This window comes from Bradyrhizobium genomosp. I (2014), assembly GCF_000261685.1.
GTDB lineage: Bacteria > Pseudomonadota > Alphaproteobacteria > Rhizobiales > Xanthobacteraceae > Bradyrhizobium.
The window spans coordinates 1-20,111 of the sequence record NZ_AJQE01000172.1; the positions used below are offsets into that span (position 1 = coordinate 1).

Below are 20,111 nucleotides of genomic sequence, written 5' to 3' on the forward strand. Positions count from 1 at the left end.
GCGTGAGTCTCTGCTTCGCAACAGCAGGTGGCGTGAAGGTGCTGGCGCTCACCGCCTTCACGCTGGTGTGGACGCATTCGATCGCGAAGGTCGACTGGCAGGAAGACTGGCGCGTCACGCCCGCCGGCCTCGAACTGGTGCGGGCCCGCGTCAAGGGCACCGGCCCGGGCATGGAGCCGCCGCCCGAGGCGCGGCTGGTCGACGGCTGGTTTCAATGGCGGCCGCAGCGTCCACCGATGCAGGAGGTCGTGCTCGGCAATTCGGGCGCCGCGGGGGAATGGCGGTTGTGCCATGACGGAACGTGCCGGACATTGTCGGAGATTGTCGGCCATCCGATCGGTGCTAACGTTACGACGATGAGCGTCTGCAAGGATCCGTAGCCCGGATATCGCTACGCTCATCCGGGCTGCAAAGAAGAATAAAAGGAGACACACGATGGATCGGCTCAAGGGCAAGGTTGCGATGGTGGTGGGCGCCGGTTCGATTGGCCCGGGCTGGGGCAACGGCAAGGCAACCGCGGTGACGTTCGCGCGCGAGGGCGCGCAGGTGTTCTGCGTCGACCGCAATGGTGCTGCGGCCGAGGAGACCGCAAAGATCATCGCCGGGGAAGGCGGCAAGGCGACGGCTTTCACGGCCGACGTCTCGCGGTCGGCCGAAATCGAGGCGATGGTCGCGGCGTGCCTGAAGGCCTACGGCCGCATCGACGTGCTCGACAACAATGTCGGCATCGCCGAGATGGGCAGCGTGGTCGAGGTGAGCGAGGAAAGCTGGGACCGCGTCTTCAGCGTCAACCTCAAGAGCGCCTATCTCGCCATGAAGCACGTCATCCCCGTCATGGTGAAGCAGGGCGGCGGCTCGATCATCAACATCTCCTCGATCGCCTCGATCCGCCACATGGGCATCTCCTACGTCACCTACGGCACCTCGAAGGCGGCGATGAACCAGATGACGCGCACCACCGCGATCGAGTTCGCGCGCCATCATGTCCGCGTCAACGCGATCCTGCCCGGCTTGATGAAGACGCCGATGGTCGAACACTCGGCCGGCCTTGCCGCCAGCTACGCCAAGGGCGACGTGGAAGCGATGTGGCGCGCGCGCGATGCGCAGGTGCCGATGGGCCACATGGGCGACGCCTTCGACGTCGCCAACGCCGCGCTGTTCCTGGCCTCGGACGAGTCGAAATACGTGACCGGAATCGAGCTCGTGGTCGACGGCGGGATCACGTGCAAGGCGGGGGCTTAGTTGCAATCTCCACCGTCGTCCCGGACCAGCGCGCCCTTGAGCGCGCCGATCACGATTCATCCTCATCGCATCGCGCTTTAGTCTGGCTACTGCGCCAGCGCCAGGATGCCGCCGGCAAACGCGTGCCACGCTGCCGTCTCGCTGACTGGCCAGTTCAGCACCTTCACCGCCAATAGCGCGAGCGTGCCGTAGATGTAGACCGGATGCACGCGGCCCTCGGTGCGCCAGTCGCGCACCATGGCGACGACGAGCAGAAGGGAGGCGACGACGGCGGGTGCAATCGTCACGGGCACTGGCGGCGGGCCGGGCGGTCCCGGCGGCGCGAGGAAGGTCAGGAACCAGCGCGCAATCGCGGCATCGAGGATCGAGACCGCCGCCAGCAGCATCAGGCGCTTGTGAACCTCGGCTGTGCGCGTGTTCATGATCGCCAGCACGAACACCACGGCGAAGAACGCGATTCCGCTCATCGGCACGATCGAGAAGCCGATGCCGGCCTCCTTCTGTCCGAGCGCGGCGGAATGCTGCATCACGTGCACCGAGGCGAGGAAGCCGAAGATCGTCATCGCAGTCGCGAGCGACACGCCGGCGATGCCGAGCGAGCGGTGATTGACCACGCGGCCCGACGCCGCGAGCCAGGTTTGCAGCACGAGGTAGAGCGACCAGGTGAAGAACAGCAGTCCGTGAAAGTGAATCACGGGGCTGGCGGAGAATGTCCGGTTGGCGAGCGGCACCCAATAGGTCGGTGCGAAGCCGAGAAAGGCGGTGGCCGCGCAGGCCAGGGCCATGTGGAAATAAAAATATCGTGCAGGCGACGCATCACGCGCGCGTACACGACGGTCGTCGATCAGGGTCGTCATCAGGAGTGAGTCTGGGGAGGCGGGGTTTGGTTCAATGCCGGCTGTCACCCTTCGCTGTCGTCCCGGACGAGCGCAAGCGCAGTTCCGGGACGACGGCTGACAGAATCATCCCCCCGCGCTCAATTCGGCGCGATCGAGCTCTTCCTCGAGTCGATGAAACGCGTCGTCGCCGATCACCTCGGTGGCGCGGAGGTCGAAGATCGATTTGCGTGCGGCGTCGATGGCGCGGCGGCGCAGGGGATCGGCGGGCAATTCGCCGTTGGCGATGCCCCCGTTCGGATCAGTCTCGGTCTGCATCAGGATGGCGCGATATTCGAGCCGCAGGATTTCCGCTTCCTCGGACGGATCGCTTTCGATCGCATCGAGCGCCGCGCGATAGGCGATCGCGCGACCGCGCGCGACCTCGACGCCGACGGGATCATCGTCCTTGAGGTCGAAGGCGAGGATCAGCGGGCGCAGCGTCAGGCCCTGGATGATGAGCGATCCCAGCACCGCCGCAAAGGCGATGAAGACGATGAAGTCGCGATGGGGGAAATTCTCCGGCAGGGCAAAGGCGGTGGCGAGCGTAACGAGGCCGCGCATGCCGCACCAGGAGATGATCAGGCCGCCCTTGGCCGAGGCGACCTGTTTTGGATCCTTCGGATGATAGATCCCGCGGGCGACCAGCACGCGGAGCGTCCCGCGGTAGAACGTCACCCAGAACAGCCGGACCAGGACCACGGTGAGCAGGATCCAGGCGGCGGCCACGCAATATTCCCAACGCACGTCCGCGTCCAGCCGCGTCCAGATCGGCCGCATCTGCATGCCGATCAGCATGAAGGCGAGCACGTTGAGCACGAAGACTATCGTCTCCCAGACCGCATAGGACGGCACCCGCAGCCGCGCCGGCATGCGCGCCGGCGCCGTCCGCGCGACCGTGATGGCATAGACCACGATGGTGAGGATGCCGGAGAGGCCGAGATGCTCGGCAGCGATCCAGACCAGGAAGGTGGTGGCGAACTGCACGATGATGGCGCTCGGCGCCTCCGTCACCCGCTCCATGAACAGCGGAATGATGCGGCCCGCGGCAAGGCCGGCGACGACGCTGCCGATCAGCGCCAGCGCCATGGTCGGCGCGACCTGGCTCCAGGTCAGATGCTCGGTGGCGACCGCGCCGACCGCGATCCGATAAATCAGAAGCGCACTGGCGTCATTGAGCAGGCTCTCGCCCTCGAGGACCTTGACCATGCGATAGGGAAGCTTGACCTGGCTCAGGATCGCAACGGCGGCGGCCGCATCCGGCGGCGCAACGATCGCGCCGAGCGCAACCGCGGCGGCCCAGGGCATGTCGGGCATCAGCCGGTGCGCGACATAGGCCACGGCGGCCGTGGTCAGGCCGACCGCGACGACCACCAGGGTCGAGACCGGAACCCAGTTGTTGCGCAGATCGCGCAGCGAGGTATCGAAAGCGGCATCGAGCAGGACCGGTGCGACAAAAAGCGCCAAGGCCAGGTCCGGCTCCAGCGTCCAGGAGGGACTGGACGGCACGAAGGCGATCAGTGCGCCGCCGATGGCGAGAAAGGTCGGGTAGGGGACCTTGATCCGCCGCGCCAGCGCCGATAAGGCAACAGCGCCGAGCAGAAGTGCAATGATCCATTCGAATGTCGACACGATGATCCCCGAAGCCGATTTGAGCGGCGCCACAAGCTAGCACCGATCCGGCCGTATGATGGATAGTACGGCCCGGAAGCAAGACCTCAAGGCAAGACCTTCCGACTACAACGAGCATGCGTTTTCGAAAAATCATTCAATCGTCAGGTGCCGTATTGCTCAGCGCGCTCTCGCTCGCCGCCTCCCATGCTGCGACCGGTGGCGAGCCGGCTGCCGTGATACAGATCGATGTCGAGTCATGCCTCGCGGCGGCTGCGGCCGATGACATCGACAAGGCCGTGACGGACTGCGCCGGCGTGATCGACAACGAGAAGACGGTGAAGGGGGATCTGATCAAGGCGCTGATCGCGCGTGCGGCGCTCTATGCGCGGCACGACCAGGTCGACCGCGCCATCGCCGACGACAGCCGCGCTCTTATGCTCGATCCGGGCCTTGCGGACATCTTCAATGCGCGCGGCGAGCTCTGGCTCAGGAAAGGCGACAAGCCCAAGGCGGTGCAGGATTTCGGCGCGGCGCTGAAGATCGATCCGAATCACGAGAAGGCCAGGGCCAATCACAAGGCGATGGCGCGCGAGATCGAGCGGATCGGCGCGCAGATGGCAGTCGCCGGCAAGCCCAGCTTCAATTGCGCCCGAGCGCGCCGCGCGGTGGAAAGGGCGATCTGCGGCAATCGCGAGCTTGCCGATCTCGATCGCGAGATTTTTGGGTCGAACGCGCGTGCGATCCGGGAAGCGCGCAGTCCGGCGGAAGCGAAGAACCTCCAGCGTGAGCAGGACGAGTTCATTGCCCGCCGCAATGCGGGGTACGGCCGGCCGGGGTACGATCTGAAGAAAGCTATGCAGGAGCGCTTGCGGCGGCTGAACGGGGCGGACGGATATTGACGGGCCTTTCCTGCTCCAACCGCGGCGCGGCCTGGAAGAAGCTCGGCCAGAACGACAAATCGCTCGCTGACGACACCGAGGCCATCAGGCGCGATCCGGGAGAGGGAGCGCAGCGCCGGTGCCGCAGCGGCTGTGTCTTCCCCGAAAGGCCCATCCTTTTCGGCTTGAACCGTGGCCCGTTCCCGCGAAAATAGGTCCACAACACGGCCGGCAATTGATCCTGGTCATGGCGGGGCGCCTGTCCTGCCACAAGGGTCGAAGACAGGCGAATAAAGGTACGGGAGCGCGGGAATGAACGTCCAGGGAAACGTCGACGGCAGAGGTCGTTATCACGAGGTCCATGCGCGCTCGCTGGCCGATCCCGAAGGCTTCTGGGCCGAGGCGGCAAAGGAGATCGACTGGATCGAGCCTCCGACGAAGATATTCGATCCCTCGCAAGGAACTTACGGCCGCTGGTTTGCCGGCGGCGTCGTCAACACCTGCTACAACGCGCTCGACCGCCATGTCGAACGCGGCCGCGCCGACCAGGTCGCGCTGATCCACGATTCGCCGCTGACGGGCAGCATCACCAGGCTCACCTATGCGCAGATGCTGAGGGAAGTGCAGGCGCTCGCCGCCATCATGCAGGATTTCGGCGTGACCAAAGGCGACCGCGTCATCCTCTATATGCCGATGGTGCCGGAGGCCGTCGTTGCGATGCTCGCCTGTGCGCGCATCGGCGCGGTGCACAGCGTGGTGTTCGGCGGCTTCGCCGCAAAGGAGCTCGCCACCCGCATCGACGACGCGCAGCCGAAGCTGATCCTCTCCGCAAGCTGCGGCATCGAGCCCGGCCGTATCGTGCATTACAAGCCGCTGCTCGACGAGGCGATCAGGCTCGCCGGCAGCAAGCCGAAAGCCTGCATCGTGCTGCAGCGTCCGCAGTTCACCTGCGAGATGACGCCAAGCCGCGACTACGACTGGGCCAGCCTGCGCCGCAAGGCGCTGAACGACGGCAAGAACGCGGCTTGCGTGCCTGTCGCCGCGACCGATCCGCTCTACATCCTCTACACTTCGGGCACGACCGGCGTGCCGAAGGGCGTCGTGCGCGACAATGGCGGCCATCTGGTTGCGGTGAAATGGTCGATGTTCAACCTCTATGGCGTCAAGCCGGGCGAGGTCTGGTGGTGCGGCTCCGACATCGGCTGGGTGGTCGGCCACAGCTACATCGTCTACGGACCGCTGTTTCATGGCGCGACCACGATCATGTACGAGGGCAAGCCGGTCGGCACGCCCGATGCCGGCGCGTTCTGGCGCGTGATCTCCGAGCACAAGGCGGTGGCCTTCTTCACCGCTCCGACCGCATTCCGCGCCATCCGCAAGGATGATCCGGAGGGAAAATTCATCCGGCAGTACGACCTCTCCAAATTCCGTACGCTGTTCCTCGCCGGCGAGCGCGCCGATCCGCCGACAGTGGAGTGGGCGGAGCAGCAGCTGAAGGTGCCGGTGATCGACCATTGGTGGCAGACCGAGACCGGCTGGTGCATCGCCGGCAATCCGGTCGGCCTGGGTATGCTGCCCGTGAAGCACGGCTCGCCGACGGTGCCGATGCCGGGCTACCAGGTCGACGTCGTCGATGAAGCGGCAAAGCCGGTCGGCCCCAACACCATGGGCTCGATCGTCATCAAGCTGCCGATGCCGCCGGGATGCCTGCCGACCCTGTGGAATCAGGACGCGCGCTTCAAGGAGGCATATCTCAGCGAATTCCCCGGCTATTACAAAACCTCTGATGCCGGCTACAAGGACGAGGACGGCTATGTCTTCGTCATGGGCCGCACCGACGACATCATCAACGTCGCCGGCCATCGGCTCTCCACCGGCGGCATGGAGGAGATTTTGGCCTCGCATCCGGACGTCGCCGAATGCGCCGTGCTCGGCGTCAAGGACGCGATCAAGGGCGAGGTGCCCTGCGGCTTCCTGGTGCTCAAGGCCGGCGTGAAGCGCCCGCCGGCCGAGATCGAGAAGGAGATCGTCGCACTGGTGCGCGACAAGCTCGGCCCGGTCGCCGCCTTCAAGCTCGCCATCACCGTCGGCCGCCTGCCCAAGACGCGCTCCGGGAAGATCCTGCGCGGCACCATCAAGAAGATCGCCGACGGCGAATCCTGGACCATGCCGGCGACCATCGAGGATCCCAAGGCGCTCGACGAGATCGGAGAGGCGCTGAAGGGGAGGGTGTGACGCGGAGCGTCAGAAGGGCGTTGCTTCGCCACCCTCCACTGTCATCGCCCGCGCAGGCGGGCGATCCAGTACGCCGCGCTGCCAATTGTGTAACCCAATGGCCGCCGCGGCGTACTGGATTCCCCGCCTTCGCGGGGAACGACAGCGAGCGCGGAACAGCCTCCAGCGACTTACAATCTCCGCATTCCGCGCTAAACAGGGCCGGCCAACAGGGGACCTCGTATGTCACTCGCCGCCGCGCCGCGCCTGCTTGCAGCCGTCACTCTCGCCATCGCTCTCTCCGCCTGCTCCGCGCGCTACCAGACGCCGGTGGCGGTGGGCGGCGACGACGACGACGCGGTCTGCCAGGGCCGGGGCTATGCGCAAGGCTCGCCGGAATATGTGGCCTGCCGAAAGGACCGCGACGTCCAGCGCAATGCCGCCACCGCCCGCGCCGATCGCCGCCAGCGCGACCTCGGCGAGTACATGCTGAACCATCCCGAGCGGCCGTGACGTGAGGCGCGGCATTATGGTGCCGCGCCACGCGCCTTGCATTCGCGCCTTTCGTGACACATCTGCAACGCCGCGACCAAATCGCGGGCCGTTTGTCCTGATTTGATCGGCATCAAATCCTTCACCATCCCCTTTCTGCTCTGACGCTGATGTCGCGCAACGATGCGCGAGAGATGGCTGAAGGGGATTGAAATGCACAGAACGACGAGAAACCTGGCGCGGCTCGCCACGATTGGCGCGATGCTGGTAGGCACCTTTGCTTCGGCGCAGGCTGCCGATCTGCCGGTCTACAAGAAGGCGCCGCCGCCGGTAGAGGCGTTCAATCCATGGATGATCCGCCTGCGCGCGCTCGGCGTGCTGCCTGATGGCGGCGGGAGCAGCGTGAACGTGGCAGGTGTGCCCTCGCTCTCGTCGCCGAATTCCGGCCTCTCGATCAGCGATCAGGTCGTCCCCGAGCTCGACATCAGCTATTTCTTCACCAGGAACATCGCAGCCGAGCTGATCCTCGGCGTCACCAGGCACTCGCTCAGCGGCACCGGCTCGCTGGCGAACCTGCCGATCGGCAAGACCACGTTGCTGCCGCCGACGCTGACGCTGCAATATCACTTCGACAATTTCGGCGCGTTCACGCCCTATATCGGCGCAGGCGTGAACTACACCGTGTTCTTCAACAACTCCGCCGCCAATGTGCCGGCCGCCATCGTCGGACCGCCCGCGATCGTCGCCACCACCACGAACCTTCACGTCAGCAACGCCTGGGGCGGCGCCGTCCAGTTCGGCTTCGACTACATGATCGACCGGCACTGGGGTCTCAACGTCGACGTCAAGAAGCTCTGGCTGCGTCCGAACTACTCGGCGACCGTCAGCGGCCTGCCAGTCACCGGCACGGCGCATATCGATCCGTGGCTGGTCGGCGCGGGTGTGACGTACAAGTTCTGAGGGCGTTGCTGGCGATAGATTCCGCTGTCGTCCCCGCGAAGGCGAGGACCCATACGGAGGAATCTATCGATCGTCGTTGATAGGAGTACCGAACAACGGCTCTTCGCCAAACTGCTTCCTGTGGTATTGGATCCCCGCCTTCGCGGGGACGACACCGAGGGCGCGGTAGCGGCCCGCCCTTATCAACGGCAGAGAGCAGGCACAAACAAAAACGCGGCAGGTTTTCCCGCCGCGTTTTGATTCACGATTGATGGCGAACGAAGCGCGGGGCCTCACTCCTCCTCGTCTTCGTGCTTCTTGCCGCCTAGCGTCTTCAGCTTGGCGAACACGGCGTCGACATTGAGATCGTCGCTGGACTTCTCCGCGGGCTCGTACTCGTCCTTGCGGGTGGTCTCGGAGGCCGGCAGCAGGGTCGCGCCGCCATAGGTTGCGTCGATCGGCTTTTCCTTGGCGGCGCGCTGCACCTCGAAATCGAGCTCGATCTGCGAGCAGAGGCCGAGGGTGACAGGGTCGATCGGGGTCAGCGACGACGTGTTCCAGTGGGTACGGTCGCGCACGCTCGCGATCGTGCTCTTGGTGGTGCCGACCAGGCGCATGATCTGGGCGTCCTTGAGCTCGGGATGGTTGCGCAGCAGCCAGAGGATGGCGCTCGGGCGCTCGTGGCGACGCGAGACCGGGGTGTAACGCGGTCCCTTGCGCTTGGGCTGGGGCGGCAGCACCACCTTGCTCTCCTGGAGGCGGAGCCGGTAATCCGGGTTCTTCTCGCCCTTCTCGATCTCCTCGCGGGTCAGCTGGCCGTTGGAGAGGGGATCCATGCCCTTGATGCCCTGGGCGGCGTCGCCGTCGGCGATCGCGCGCACCTCGAGGGGATGCATCTTGGTGAAATCGGCGACCTGGTCGAAGGTCAGCGCCGTGTTGTCGAGCAGCCAGACGGCGGTCGCCTTGGGCATCAGAGGTGCGTTGCTCATGGCAAATCTCCTTTGTGCTTCGCCCACCCCTCTGGAGGCGAAACCGGTGGTCATCAACGATGACAGGGAATTCGCGCTATATAAGCCCGGAGGGGGTAGCCACGCAATGGTTCTGCTATAGATAGTGCCTTGACACCGCCCGAAAGGGGGCCCAATTCCCTTTGAACCGCTGTAGGGCTCAAGCCGACTGTTCTAAGCCCCTATTCCATCCATCGACCGCCCCCGCCTGAAGGCGAAACGGGCGATTCGGTCCCGAGATCGCTCAATGTCAGCCAAACCAGACCTCAAGATCGTGCTTTGTTCTCCCCGCGGCTTCTGTGCCGGGGTGGTCCGGGCGATCGACACCGTAGAACGGGCGCTCGATAAGTACGGCGCCCCGGTCTATGTTCGCCACGAGATTGTGCATAACAAATACGTCGTCGATGGGTTGAAGAAGAAGGGCGCCATCTTCGTCGAGGAACTCGCTGAGATCCCGGACAACACCACCGCCCCGGTGGTGTTTTCGGCCCACGGCGTGCCGAAGTCGGTTCCGGCAGACGCCCAGTCCCGCAATCTGTTCTCGCTGGATGCGACCTGCCCGCTGGTGACCAAGGTGCACCGCGAGGCTGCGATCCACTTCAAGCGCGGCCGGGAGATCTTCCTGATCGGTCATTCCCACCATCCCGAGGTGGTCGGCACGCTCGGCCAGCTTCCGCCCGGCGCCGTGACCCTGATCGAGACCGCCGAGGACGCCAAGACGATCACACCGAAGGACCCCAACAACCTCGCCTTCGTGACCCAGACCACGCTGTCGATCGACGACACCGCGGAGATCGTGGCGCTTCTGAAGGAGCGCTTCCCGAACATCAACGGCCCGCACAAGGAAGACATCTGCTACGCCACCACCAACCGCCAGCTCGCGGTGAAGAAGGTGGCGCCGGTGGTGGACGCGCTCATCGTTGTCGGGGCCCCCAATTCGTCGAACTCGCAGCGCCTGCGCGAGGTTGCCGAGCGCGAGGGCTGCAAGATCGCGGTGCTGGCGCAGCGCGCCGCCGACATCGACTGGGGCAAGTTCGGCAACATCACCAGCCTCGGCATCACCGCAGGCGCGTCCGCGCCTGAGGTGATCGTAGAGGAGATCATGGACGCCTTCGCCGAGCGCTACACGCTGCACGTGGAGACGGTCTCGGCCGCGGAGGAGAACGAGTTCTTCCCGCTGCCGCGTCAGGTGCGGCCCGAAGCTGCCGCCGAGTAGACTTTTATGGCGGTCTACACCGACGTCGCCGCCGACGAGCTTGCGGATTTCCTGAAGCAGTACGATCTCGGCGAATTGCTCTCCTACAAGGGCATCGCCGAGGGCGTCGAGAATTCCAACTTCCTGCTGCATACCAGCAAGGGATCGTTCATCCTCACGCTCTACGAGAAGCGCGTGGCGAAGAACGATCTGCCGTTTTTTCTCGCGCTGATGACGCATCTGGCCGAGCACGGCGTCAACTGCCCGCTGCCCGTGAAGGGACGCGACGGCGAGGCGCTGCGCGAGCTGGCAGGCCGGCCCGCGGCGATCATCACCTTTCTCGAAGGCGTCTGGCCGCGCAAGCCGAACGCGACTCATTGTGCCGGCGTCGGCGAGGGGCTGGCCAGGATGCATCTGGCCGGCGCCAATTTTGCGGTTCGGCGCGCCAATGCGCTCTCGGTCGCGGGCTGGCGTCCGCTGTTCGATTCGGCTTCAGGCCGCGCCGACGAGGTGCAGCCGGGCCTGCGCGGCTTTCTTGCCGCCGAGCTCGACTATCTCTCGAGCGGCGTCTGGCCGACCGATCTGCCGCAGGGCGTGATCCACGCCGACCTCTTCAACGACAACGTCTTCTTTCTCGGCGACAAGCTCTCGGGGATCATCGACTTCACCTTCGCCTGCAACGACATGCTGGCCTATGACGTCGCGATCTGCCTCAACGCCTGGTGTTTCGAGCCGGATCACTCTTTCAACGTCACCAAGGCGCGCGCCTTCCTCAACGCCTATGGCCGCGTGCGAAAGCTCAGCACAGCGGAGGAGGCCGCGCTGCCGCTGCTGGCGCGCGGCGCCGCGATCCGCTTCCTGCTGACGCGGCTGGTCGACTGGCTCAACGTGCCGCCAGGTGCCCTGGTCAAGCCGAAGGACCCCTTGGAATATGTCCGCAAGTTGCGATTCCACCAGAGTGTGACGAGCGTGCGCGACTATGGGCTGGCGCCGTCGGGGCTGGTGGCGTGAGCGAGCTTCCCAATGTCACGATCTATACCGACGGCGCCTGCTCGGGAAATCCAGGGCCGGGCGGCTGGGGCGCGATCCTGAAGTTCGGCGACAAGGAAAAGGAGCTGAACGGCGGCGAGCGCCATACCACCAACAACCAGATGGAGCTGATGGCGGCGATCTCCGCGCTCGAAGCGCTGAAGAAGCCGTGCACCGTCGATCTCTACACCGACAGCCAGTACGTCCGCCAGGGCATCACGGGCTGGATCTTCGGCTGGAAGCGCAACGGCTGGCGCACCGCCGACAAGAAGCCGGTCAAGAATGTCGAGCTATGGCAGCGCCTGGATGCCGCGCTGAAGCAGCACGAGGTCCGCTGGCACTGGGTCAAGGGCCACGCCGGGCACCCCGAGAACGAGCGCGCCGATCAGCTCGCGCGCGACGGGATCGCGAAGGCGCGGTTGCAGCAGCGGGTGGGGGAGTAGGCATTTCGCTCGTCACTCCGGGGCGGTGCGAAGCACCGAACCCGGAATCTCGAGATTCTCAGGTGCGCAATTGCGCACCATAGTTTGGTGCTGCGCACCGCCCCGGAATGACGTTGTGGTTACAGCTGCCCCAGCAGCGTATCGCCGCCGGAGACTTCGACCTTGCCGGGCATCGCCTCGAGGTTCAGCTTCTTGACCACGCCGTCCTCGACCAGCATCGAATAGCGCTTGGAGCGGATGCCGAGGCCGTTGGCGGAGGCGTCCAACTCCATGCCGATCGCCTTGGCGAAGTCGGCATTGCCGTCGGCGAGGAAGATCGCCTCGTCGCGCTGGTCGGTGTCGCGCTTCCAGGCGTTCATGACGAAGGCGTCGTTGACGGAGACGATGGCGATGGTGTCGACGCCCTTGTCCTTCATGGCGTAGGCGTTGAGGAAGATGCTCGGCAGATGCATCTTGTGGCAGGTGCCGGTGTAGGCGCCCGGCACGGCGAACAGCGCCACCTTCTTGCCCTTGAAGATGTCGTCGGTGGTCTTCACCTGCGGGCCTTCCGCCGTCATCACGCGGAATTTCGCCTCGGGCAGCTTGTCGCCAGTCTGGATCGCCATCGTCGGTCTCCCTGAAAATCGGTCCCGCTTTTTAGACCGTGCGGCTGGTCTGCACAATATTGCCGGCGGGGAAAGCAACGGCGGTGGCCGCCCATCACCTCGATGTCATCAGCCGGAAAAGCCGCCGTCGTCGAGGAAGGCCTGCTCTTCCTTCGTGGTCGGACGTCCGAGGACACGGTTGCGGTGGGGAAAGCGGCCGAACCGGCGGATGATGTCGGCATGCACCCGGGCGTATTCCAGGTTCTCGGCATTGTCCGCCTTGTCGGCATTTTGAAACAGCGCGACGCAATGCTCCTGGTCGGACAGATGCTCGGAATGCATGAAAGGCAGATAAAGGAACTCGCGCAGCACGGGATCGACCCTGCGATCGACGCCGCGATCAATGGCCCGGCGCGCGACGTCTCGCGCCAGCGCATCGCTGGAAAACGTCCTGGGATCGTCGCGGAACATGTTGCGGGGAAACTGGTCGAGCACGATCACCAGCGCGAGCGCACCCTCGTCGCTGTCTTCCCATGATGCCAGTTCGCCGGCGGCCGCCTTGTGCCAGAGTGGAAGAAAGCGGCGCCTGACCTCCGTGTCGAATGCATCGTCGTGCGCGTACCAGCGTTCGCGGCCGGCCTCGCGCCAGAAGGCGAGAACGCCTGACGGCGCGAATTGGCTGGCGGCGATCATGAAGCGGAGACGCGCTTACGCCGCCTCCGCCTTCTTCTCGTCGCGGAGCTGCCGGCGCAGGATCTTGCCGACATTGGTCTTGGGCAAGTCGGTGCGGAATTCGATGTGCTTGGGCACCTTGTAGCCGGTGAGCTGCTCGTGACAGAACGCGATCACCGCCTCGGCGGTGAGGTTCGGGTCCTTCTTGACCACGAACGCCTTTACCGCCTCACCCGACTTGGAATCGGGGATGCCGATCACGGCGCATTCGAGCACACCCGGATGGCTCGCAATCACTTCCTCGACCTCGTTGGGATAGACGTTGAAGCCGGAGACCAGGATCATGTCCTTCTTGCGGTCGACGATCTTGGTGTAGCCCTTCTCGTCCATGATGCCGATGTCGCCGGTGCGGAAATAGCCGTCAGCGGTCATCACCTTCGCGGTCTCTTCCGGCCTGTTCCAGTAGCCCGACATCACCTGCGGGCCCTTGGCGCAGATCTCGCCCGCCTGGCCGAGCGGGACTTCGCCGCCGTCGTCGTCGCGGATGGAGATGTAGGTCGAGGGCACGGGAATGCCGATCGATCCCGAGAACTCGGTCGTGGTCGCCGGGTTGCAGGTCAGCGTCGGCGAGGTCTCCGACAGGCCGTAGCCTTCCGCGATGAAGCAGCCTGTCACCGCCTTCCACTGCTCGGCGACCGGGCGCTGCACCGCCATGCCGCCGCCGTTGGAGATCTTCAGCTTGGAGAAGTCGAGCTTCTTGAAATCGGGATGGTGCATCAAGCCGTTGTAGAGCGTGTTCACGGCCGGGAAGCTGTTGACCTGGTATTTCGCCAGCTCTTTGATGAAGCCGGGAATGTCGCGCGGGTTGGGGATCAGGAGATTGCAGCCGCCGGCGCGCACCGCGAGCAGATAGCAGGCCGTCAGCGCGAAGATGTGATAGAGCGGCAGCGCGCACACGATCATCAGCTGGTCGACATGCGGCGGTGCGGCGAGCGCCGGCTGGAGCCAGGCGTCGTTCTGCAGGACGTTGGCGACGATGTTGCGATGGAGCAGCGTGGCGCCCTTGGAGACGCCGGTGGTGCCGCCGGTATATTGCAGGAATGCGACGTCGCCCGGCGAGAGTTTCGGCTTTTTGAACGTCATGCCACGGCCGGCGGAGACTGCGTCGTTGAAGGCCACTGCTCCCGGCAGTGACCAGGCCGGTACCATCTTCTTGACCCGGCGGACGACGAGATTGACGATGATCCCCTTGAAGCCGAGCAGGTCGCCCATGCTGGCGACGATGACGTGCTTCACCTGCGTCTTCGCGATCACCTGCTCGACGGTATGGGCAAAGTTCTCCAGCACGATGATGGCTTCGGCGCCGGAATCCTTGAGCTGGTGCTCGAGCTCACGCGGAGTGTAGAGCGGGTTGACGTTCACGACCGCATATCCGGCGCGCAGCACGGCGGCGATCGCGACCGGGTATTGCAGCACGTTCGGCATCATGATCGCAACGCGGGCGCCGCGCTGCAGCCCGCGGCCCTGCAGGTAGGCGGCGAACGCGACCGACATCTGGTCGAGGTCGCGATAGCTGATCGACTTGTCCATGCAGATGAACGCCTTGCGGTCGGCGAACTTGGTGAAGCTCTCCTCCAGAAGGTCGACCAGCGATGCGTATTGCGTCGGCTCGATATCGGCGGGTACGCCGGGCGGATATTGCTTGAGCCAGATACGCTCCATGGAAAACTCCCCTCATTGACCAGAGCCCGTTGTGCCTCGGGCTTGCCTCGTTGCCGCCAGTATCCAGCCTGCCGGAATGGGTGGCAAGCCGTCGTGGCTTAGGGCAAAGGTCGGGACGGAGCTACTGGAATCGTCGCAAACCGCGCCGCCGCAGGTGCGAAGCGCGGGCTGCGTTCTGATCCCGGGCGGCGTTAGCTGTTGTTCGCCGGCTTGGCGGCAGCCGCAGGTTTGGTCGCAGGCTTGGTCGCGGCCCCGGTCGTAGCCTTGGGCTTGGCCGGCTTCGCCGCCTGATCGCCGCTTGCCGCCGGCTTCCCGGCGGGCTTCGCCGTCGCATCGTGCCTGGTTGCGGCATGCCTGGTCCCAGCCGGCTTGGCTGCGGTCTTGGCGTCACCCTTGGCCTCACCCTTGGCCTCATTCTTGGCGGCGGACTTGGCACCAGATCTGGCTTCGGACTTGGCATCCGGCCTCACCGCCGCCGTCTTGGTGTCCTTGCCCGCGTCTTTCGGCTTGTCGGCGGCGTCAGGCTTCTTGGCGACGCGCGACTTCTTGCCACGCGGCTTGGACGCGGTCTGCTGGTCGGCGTCGGCCGCGACCGCCGCGATCAGGGCGGTGCCGGTGCGGGTCGGGCCGGTATAGACCAGCACGGGTTCGACCGCCGCGGGGGCCGAGGCCATCAGCTCGGACGCCTTCATCAGGGGCGGCTGCAGGCCGGCCGTGAAGAAGGTGACCTGAGCCTCGCCGCCGGTGGCCGAGGCCGATCCTGACGTGCCGCCATTGGTCGCAATCAGCGCATCGTCGTCGTCGCTGGCCGGCCGCTTGCGGTGGGGCCCGCACATCTCGTCGCGCAGGTTCGGGGGCGAGGCGTCGACCGGCACGAGGTTGTCGACGGTGCCGAGTGAGGGGCGCAGCCAATTGAGATTGTCTTGAGCGAAGCCGCGCTCCAGCAGCTGCGCGGCCTTCACCGCGCGCGCAGTGCCGGAACTGGCGCCGAGCACCACCGCGATCAGCCGGCGGCCGTTGCGCGTGGCCGAGGCCACCAGGTTGTACCCGGAGGCGCAGATGAAGCCGGTCTTGAACCCGTCGGCGCCGGGATAGCGGCCGATCAGCTTGTTGAAATTGCCGGTGATGCGCTTGCCGAAGCGGATCGCCGGGATGTGCACGAAGTATTCGTATTCCGGCAGGTCGCGCAGGAACGAGCGCGCCAAAATGCCGAGATCGCGCGCCGACGTGATCTGGCCGTCGGCGGGCAGGCCGTTCGGATTGACGTAGCTCGTCTGCGTCATGCCGAGCTTCCTCGCGGTGTCGTTCATCATCGCGGAGAAGCCGTCGATCGAACCGCCGACGCCTTCGGCGAGCACCACGGCCATGTCGTTCGCCGACTTGACCATCATCATCTTCAGCGCGTTGTCGACGGTGAGCTGCGTTCCCGGACGGAACCCCATCTTCGAGGGCGATTGCGAGGCTGCCGTCGGCGACACCGTGAGCAGCGTGTCGAGCGTCAGCCTGCCGTCCTTGACCGCCTTCAGCGTGACGTAGGCGGTCATGATCTTGGTGACGGAGGCCGGGTACCAGGGAATGGTCGCGTTGTCGGCCTGCAGCACCTTGCCGCTGTCGGCTTCGATCAGCAGCAGCGCCTCGGCGCCCGCCGCGCGCGGCGCGAGCAGCGCGGCACATGCAAGCGTCGCAGCGAACAGGTTGAACAGGGATTTGCGAAGCAGCGGACGAAGGGCGTGCACTATCCGATTCCGGTCCTTGGAGACCCGCCGGTTCCGGTCGGCTCTCGTGATCTGATTGTCGGGTCTGAAATCCAGCGCCGCCGCTTGCGGCGTCGCAAACCTATACCGGCTCGTGCGTCGAGAATAGGGGATCGGCGCGGTATTCCTCAATGAAATAGGCCGAATTTCGACGGCGCTGCGGGGACTTGCTAGGGGGATTTCACCGCCGTCGCGGCGGTCTCGGCCGCTGTCGCGCCGGCCCGTGCATTCTCCTGAACCATGAACTGAGCCCTGGCGAGCTCGGCGAAATGGCCGCCTTTGGCCACGAGTTCATCGAAAGTTCCGCTTTCGATCACGCGCCCGTTCTCGAACACCAGGATCCGCGTGGCGTTGCGGATGGTCGAAAGGCGGTGGGCGATCACGAAGGTGGTGCGGCCCTTCATCACTTCGTCGAGAGCGGCATTCACCTTGGCCTCGGTGACGGCGTCGAGCGCGGAGGTGGCTTCGTCCAGGATCAGGATCGGCGGGTCCTTGAGCAGCGCACGGGCGATGGACAGGCGCTGGCGCTCGCCACCGGAGAGCATGCGGCCGCGTTCGCCGGCATTGGTCTCGAAGCCGCCGCTGCGCTCGATGAATTCGAGCGCCTGCGCGCGCTCCGCCGCCTTGCGCATCTCGGCCTCGGTCGCGTCCGGCTTGCCGACCCGCAAATTCTCCGCGATCGAGCGGTTGAACAGCAGCGCTTCCTGGAACACCACGCCGATGTTCCGCCGCAGCGAGGTCAGCGTGACGCCGCGCACGTCCATGCCGTCGATCTTGATGACGCCGGATTGCGGATCGAAGGCGCGATGCAGCAGCGCAATCGCGGTCGACTTGCCGGCGCCGGTCGGGCCGACCAGCGCAATGGTCTGGCCGGGCAGCGCGGTGAAGGTGAGGTCCTCGATCGCCGGCCGCTTGCCGTCATAGGAGAACGTGACGTCGTAGAACTCGACGAGACCCGACAGCCTGCCGGCATCGATTGCGTCGGGCCGGTCGTGCACCGCGGGCACGGCGTCGAGCACATTGAAGAACTCGCGCAGGCGCGGGGCTTCCATGAACACGTTGTTGATGAAGCTGACGACCTGCTCGAGCTTCTGGATCAGGAGCGTCGCGAAGCTCACGAACATCACGATCTCGCCGACCGAGGTGAGCCCCTGGTCGTGCAGGGCGATGCCGAAGGTGAAGATCGCGAGCACCGTGATGGTCGTGGAGGCGCGCGTGATCACCGTGACCAGCGCCCACCACGACAGCACCGGCATCTGCGCGGCCAGCAGCTCGTCGGCGACCGAGCGCAGCCCTTTCACCTCGGATTCGACGCGCACGAAACTCTGCACCAGCGCGACGTTGCCGAGCGCGTCCGAAGCGCGCGCGGAAAGCTCGCTGTAGTGTTCCTCGACCGCCATCTGCATGCCGAAGGTCTTGCGCACCACGAAGGTGGTCAGCGCCGTGAAGACGATGCAGAGCACGAACAGCAGAATCGCGAGCCGCCAGTTCAGGTAGAGCGATAGCGGCAGCAGCACCACGATCGAGAGGATCGCGGCAAAATGCTCGCGGAAGAACCCGAGCCAGAGCCGCCACAGCGCGTCCGTGCCGTTGAGCATCACCTTCATCAGCCGGCCGGAATGGGTGCCGGAGTGGAAGGTCAACGGCAGTTGCAGGATATGCTCGAAATAGCTCGTCAGCACCGCCTGACGCTGGCGGTGCGAGAGCCGGTCGGCTTGCAAGGCCACGAGCGCGCTGCACGCGATGGTGAAGAGCCCGAACGCGACCCACGCGGCCAGGAACGGCCAGGCCGAGTTCGACCCGGCCACCGTCTTGCCCGAGAGCACGTCGACGATACGGCCGAACAGCACAGGCTCGGCGAATTGAGAGGCCGCGAGCAGGAGATTGGCGACCGCGAGCAGCCAGCCCAGCCGCGCCTCCTTGCCGAGCAGCTCGAGAACGCGGGTGTAGAGACGGAGGATCGACATGCGGGCGACGAATTCGAGTGGCTAACGGAGCCCGTATCTTAATCAGGGATCGCGCGGGAGATATAGCGGAAGCTGTCAGTTTTGCTCAATTGATCAGCCGCCCGGCGACCGGTGGCAGAAACCGGTCGTCGAAAACGTCACCCGCGGTGAGCCGCTTGCGGAATTTGAAGTCCTGCGCGATCTGGCCGATCGAACGATCGAAGCGTGCCGGGTCGACGCTGCCGAGGCCGTTGCGCCTGACCTCGTCGGTCAGGATGTTGTCCGCGAGGATGGTGCGAAGGCGCTCCAGCTCCAGGTTGCGGTCGCCGTCGTCGATGCGGCTCGCCGCCTCCTCCGCCGCTCGTCCCGGCTCCCTGACGGTCGCCGTGATGCCCGCCATCAAGGCGCGGACGAAGCCCTTCACCGCGTCCGGCTTTGTTGCGGCGAAGCCGGGATTGACCACCACGGCAAAGCCGTAGGCTTCGCAGCCGTAGTCCGCGTAGCGCAGCACGATGAGATCGGCTCCGGGCACGCCGCGGTCGCGCAGGTTCACCGCCGAGAGATAGCTGAAGCCGGCTACGGCATCGACCTGTCCCGCGGACAGGATCGGCTCGCGCACCGCCGCGCTGATCTTGTGGAATTTGACGCGCGTCGCCTTGACGCCGTTCTGCTGCGCCAGTGCCGGCCACAGTCGCATCGCCAGATCGTGGTCGGCAACGCCGACGGTCTTGCCGTCGAGATCGGGCAGGAGGTGGATGCCGCGGCTCCTGCGGGCGATGATCGCGTAGGGCGCGCGGTTGAACAGCATGAACACCGCCTTGACCGGCGCCGCGTCGTCCTTGTCACGAAAGCGGATCAGCTCGTTGATGTCGACGAGCGCAAGCTCGCTGTCGCCCTTGGCGACGCGTGCGAGCGCTTCCGGCGATCCGCCTGCGCTGTTGAAGGACACGTTGAGACGCTCGGCACCGAACCTGCCGTCCTTCGCCGCTAGGAAGAACGGCGCCATGCTCGCGTCCGGCGGGCGGTCGAAGGTGAAGTTGATCGCTACGGACGGCGCGGTGGTCTCGGCCGCGCCGGCATCGCGTGCAATCAGCGTCGCAAGCAGGATCGAGAGAGCCAGCAGGCCGTGAAGGGCGGTCGATTTCAATCCTGACATCAGTTGCGCCGGTCCCGCATTGTTGTGGTTTCGTGACGCTTGCAGCGCCGGCCGGCGACGAGCGTGCGCGCGCCAACATGAACGGCGGATGAGCGGCGTTGCGGCATCGTTACGCAACCCCGTTCAGCTTGCGTTGGGGTTGGGGAACCCAACTTGGGCTATGCGGGTTTTGACAGGCATGAGCCTGTCCGCAGGCGTCCGTTCCAGGTCCCAAAGGAGGGCCCAAGACATGTTTGAGCGAGTCTCCAAATTTGCGGGCCGAAAGGCCGTTCTTGCCACCGCCGCGGTGCTGGCGCTGACCACAATTGCCCCGACCGCCTCATATGCGGGCGGCCGCCACTGGCATGGC

General features: G+C 65.4%; 18 protein-coding genes. 9 read left to right on the forward strand and 9 right to left on the reverse strand.

The features are described from left to right. Positions 1-2: 2 nt before the first annotated feature. Positions 3-380 carry a DUF1850 domain-containing protein gene (locus IC50_RS16420; RefSeq protein ID WP_050991016.1) on the forward strand — a complete coding sequence of 126 codons (378 nt, stop codon included), beginning with the start codon at positions 3-5 and terminating at the stop codon, positions 378-380. Between the two features lie 55 nt (positions 381-435). Continuing rightward, a complete protein-coding gene (locus tag IC50_RS16425; RefSeq protein WP_035706645.1) occupies positions 436-1,242 on the forward strand; it encodes an SDR family NAD(P)-dependent oxidoreductase in 807 nt (268 codons plus the stop codon). An 86-nt stretch (positions 1,243-1,328) separates the two neighbouring features. On the opposite strand, the gene IC50_RS16430 is transcribed toward IC50_RS16425, so the two are convergent. Both IC50_RS16430 and IC50_RS16435 read right to left on the reverse strand, forming a co-directional pair. Further along, the gene (locus IC50_RS16430; protein ID WP_035706648.1) at positions 1,329-2,099 is read right to left on the reverse strand and encodes a hypothetical protein; all 771 of its coding nucleotides are present in this window, start codon (positions 2,097-2,099) and stop codon (positions 1,329-1,331) included. A gap of 105 nt (positions 2,100-2,204) precedes the next feature. After that, complete coding sequence (locus IC50_RS16435) at positions 2,205-3,782, reverse strand: cation:proton antiporter (protein WP_085973788.1); 1,578 nt, start codon at positions 3,780-3,782, stop codon at positions 2,205-2,207. An 83-nt stretch (positions 3,783-3,865) separates the two neighbouring features. Between IC50_RS16435 and IC50_RS16440 the strand changes: the two genes are divergently transcribed. The 4 genes from IC50_RS16440 (at position 3,866) to IC50_RS16460 (ending at position 8,275) form a co-directional block, all read left to right on the forward strand. Next, positions 3,866-4,630, forward strand: coding sequence for a tetratricopeptide repeat protein (locus tag IC50_RS16440; RefSeq protein WP_035706655.1), 765 nt, complete (start codon positions 3,866-3,868; stop codon positions 4,628-4,630). Positions 4,631-4,921: 291 nt separating this feature from the next. Further along, positions 4,922-6,844 carry a propionyl-CoA synthetase gene (locus tag IC50_RS16450; RefSeq protein ID WP_035706668.1) on the forward strand — a complete coding sequence of 641 codons (1,923 nt, stop codon included), beginning with the start codon at positions 4,922-4,924 and terminating at the stop codon, positions 6,842-6,844. A gap of 222 nt (positions 6,845-7,066) precedes the next feature. Beyond that, positions 7,067-7,336, forward strand: coding sequence for a hypothetical protein (locus IC50_RS16455; protein ID WP_035706670.1), 270 nt, complete (start codon positions 7,067-7,069; stop codon positions 7,334-7,336). Between the two features lie 192 nt (positions 7,337-7,528). Continuing rightward, the gene (locus tag IC50_RS16460; protein ID WP_035706673.1) at positions 7,529-8,275 is read left to right on the forward strand and encodes an OmpW/AlkL family protein; all 747 of its coding nucleotides are present in this window, start codon (positions 7,529-7,531) and stop codon (positions 8,273-8,275) included. A gap of 272 nt (positions 8,276-8,547) precedes the next feature. On the opposite strand, the gene IC50_RS16465 is transcribed toward IC50_RS16460, so the two are convergent. Next, on the reverse strand, positions 8,548-9,243 hold the full coding sequence (locus IC50_RS16465; protein ID WP_035706675.1) for a DUF1013 domain-containing protein: 696 nt from the start codon (positions 9,241-9,243) through the stop codon (positions 8,548-8,550). Between the two features lie 265 nt (positions 9,244-9,508). On the opposite strand from IC50_RS16465, the gene ispH reads away from it, so the two are divergent. From ispH to rnhA, 3 genes are read left to right on the forward strand one after another with little or no spacing between them, the layout of a single operon-like run. After that, on the forward strand, positions 9,509-10,477 hold the full coding sequence (gene ispH / locus IC50_RS16470) for a 4-hydroxy-3-methylbut-2-enyl diphosphate reductase (RefSeq protein ID WP_035706677.1): 969 nt from the start codon (positions 9,509-9,511) through the stop codon (positions 10,475-10,477). 6 nt (positions 10,478-10,483) lie between these two features. Next, entirely contained in the window at positions 10,484-11,467 is a 984-nt protein-coding gene (locus tag IC50_RS16475; protein ID WP_035706680.1) for a homoserine kinase, read from the forward strand. Continuing rightward, positions 11,464-11,928 (forward strand): ribonuclease HI, encoded by a 465-nt coding sequence (gene rnhA / locus IC50_RS16480; RefSeq protein ID WP_035706683.1) that lies wholly within the window; start codon positions 11,464-11,466, stop codon positions 11,926-11,928. The genes IC50_RS16475 and rnhA overlap by 4 nt, the downstream gene beginning before the upstream one ends. Before the next feature lie 119 nt (positions 11,929-12,047). Here rnhA and IC50_RS16485 read toward each other — a convergent pair whose 3' ends face one another. The 6 genes from IC50_RS16485 to IC50_RS16510 form a co-directional block, all read right to left on the reverse strand. Beyond that, positions 12,048-12,533: a peroxiredoxin gene (locus IC50_RS16485; RefSeq protein ID WP_035706686.1), complete on the reverse strand. Its 486-nt coding sequence runs from the start codon at positions 12,531-12,533 to the stop codon at positions 12,048-12,050. Between the two features lie 108 nt (positions 12,534-12,641). After that, entirely contained in the window at positions 12,642-13,205 is a 564-nt protein-coding gene (locus IC50_RS16490) for a DUF924 family protein (RefSeq protein ID WP_035706691.1), read from the reverse strand. Positions 13,206-13,220: 15 nt separating this feature from the next. Next, positions 13,221-14,906 (reverse strand): long-chain fatty acid--CoA ligase, encoded by a 1,686-nt coding sequence (locus IC50_RS16495; RefSeq protein ID WP_035706694.1) that lies wholly within the window; start codon positions 14,904-14,906, stop codon positions 13,221-13,223. 191 nt (positions 14,907-15,097) lie between these two features. After that, a complete protein-coding gene (locus IC50_RS16500) occupies positions 15,098-16,642 on the reverse strand; it encodes a D-alanyl-D-alanine carboxypeptidase family protein (protein ID WP_035706696.1) in 1,545 nt (514 codons plus the stop codon). 188 nt (positions 16,643-16,830) lie between these two features. Further along, positions 16,831-18,627: a glucan ABC transporter ATP-binding protein/ permease gene (locus IC50_RS16505; RefSeq protein ID WP_035706698.1), complete on the reverse strand. Its 1,797-nt coding sequence runs from the start codon at positions 18,625-18,627 to the stop codon at positions 16,831-16,833. Positions 18,628-18,712: 85 nt separating this feature from the next. Then, positions 18,713-19,762: an ABC transporter substrate-binding protein gene (locus tag IC50_RS16510; RefSeq protein ID WP_035706701.1), complete on the reverse strand. Its 1,050-nt coding sequence runs from the start codon at positions 19,760-19,762 to the stop codon at positions 18,713-18,715. Positions 19,763-20,111: the final 349 nt, after the last annotated feature.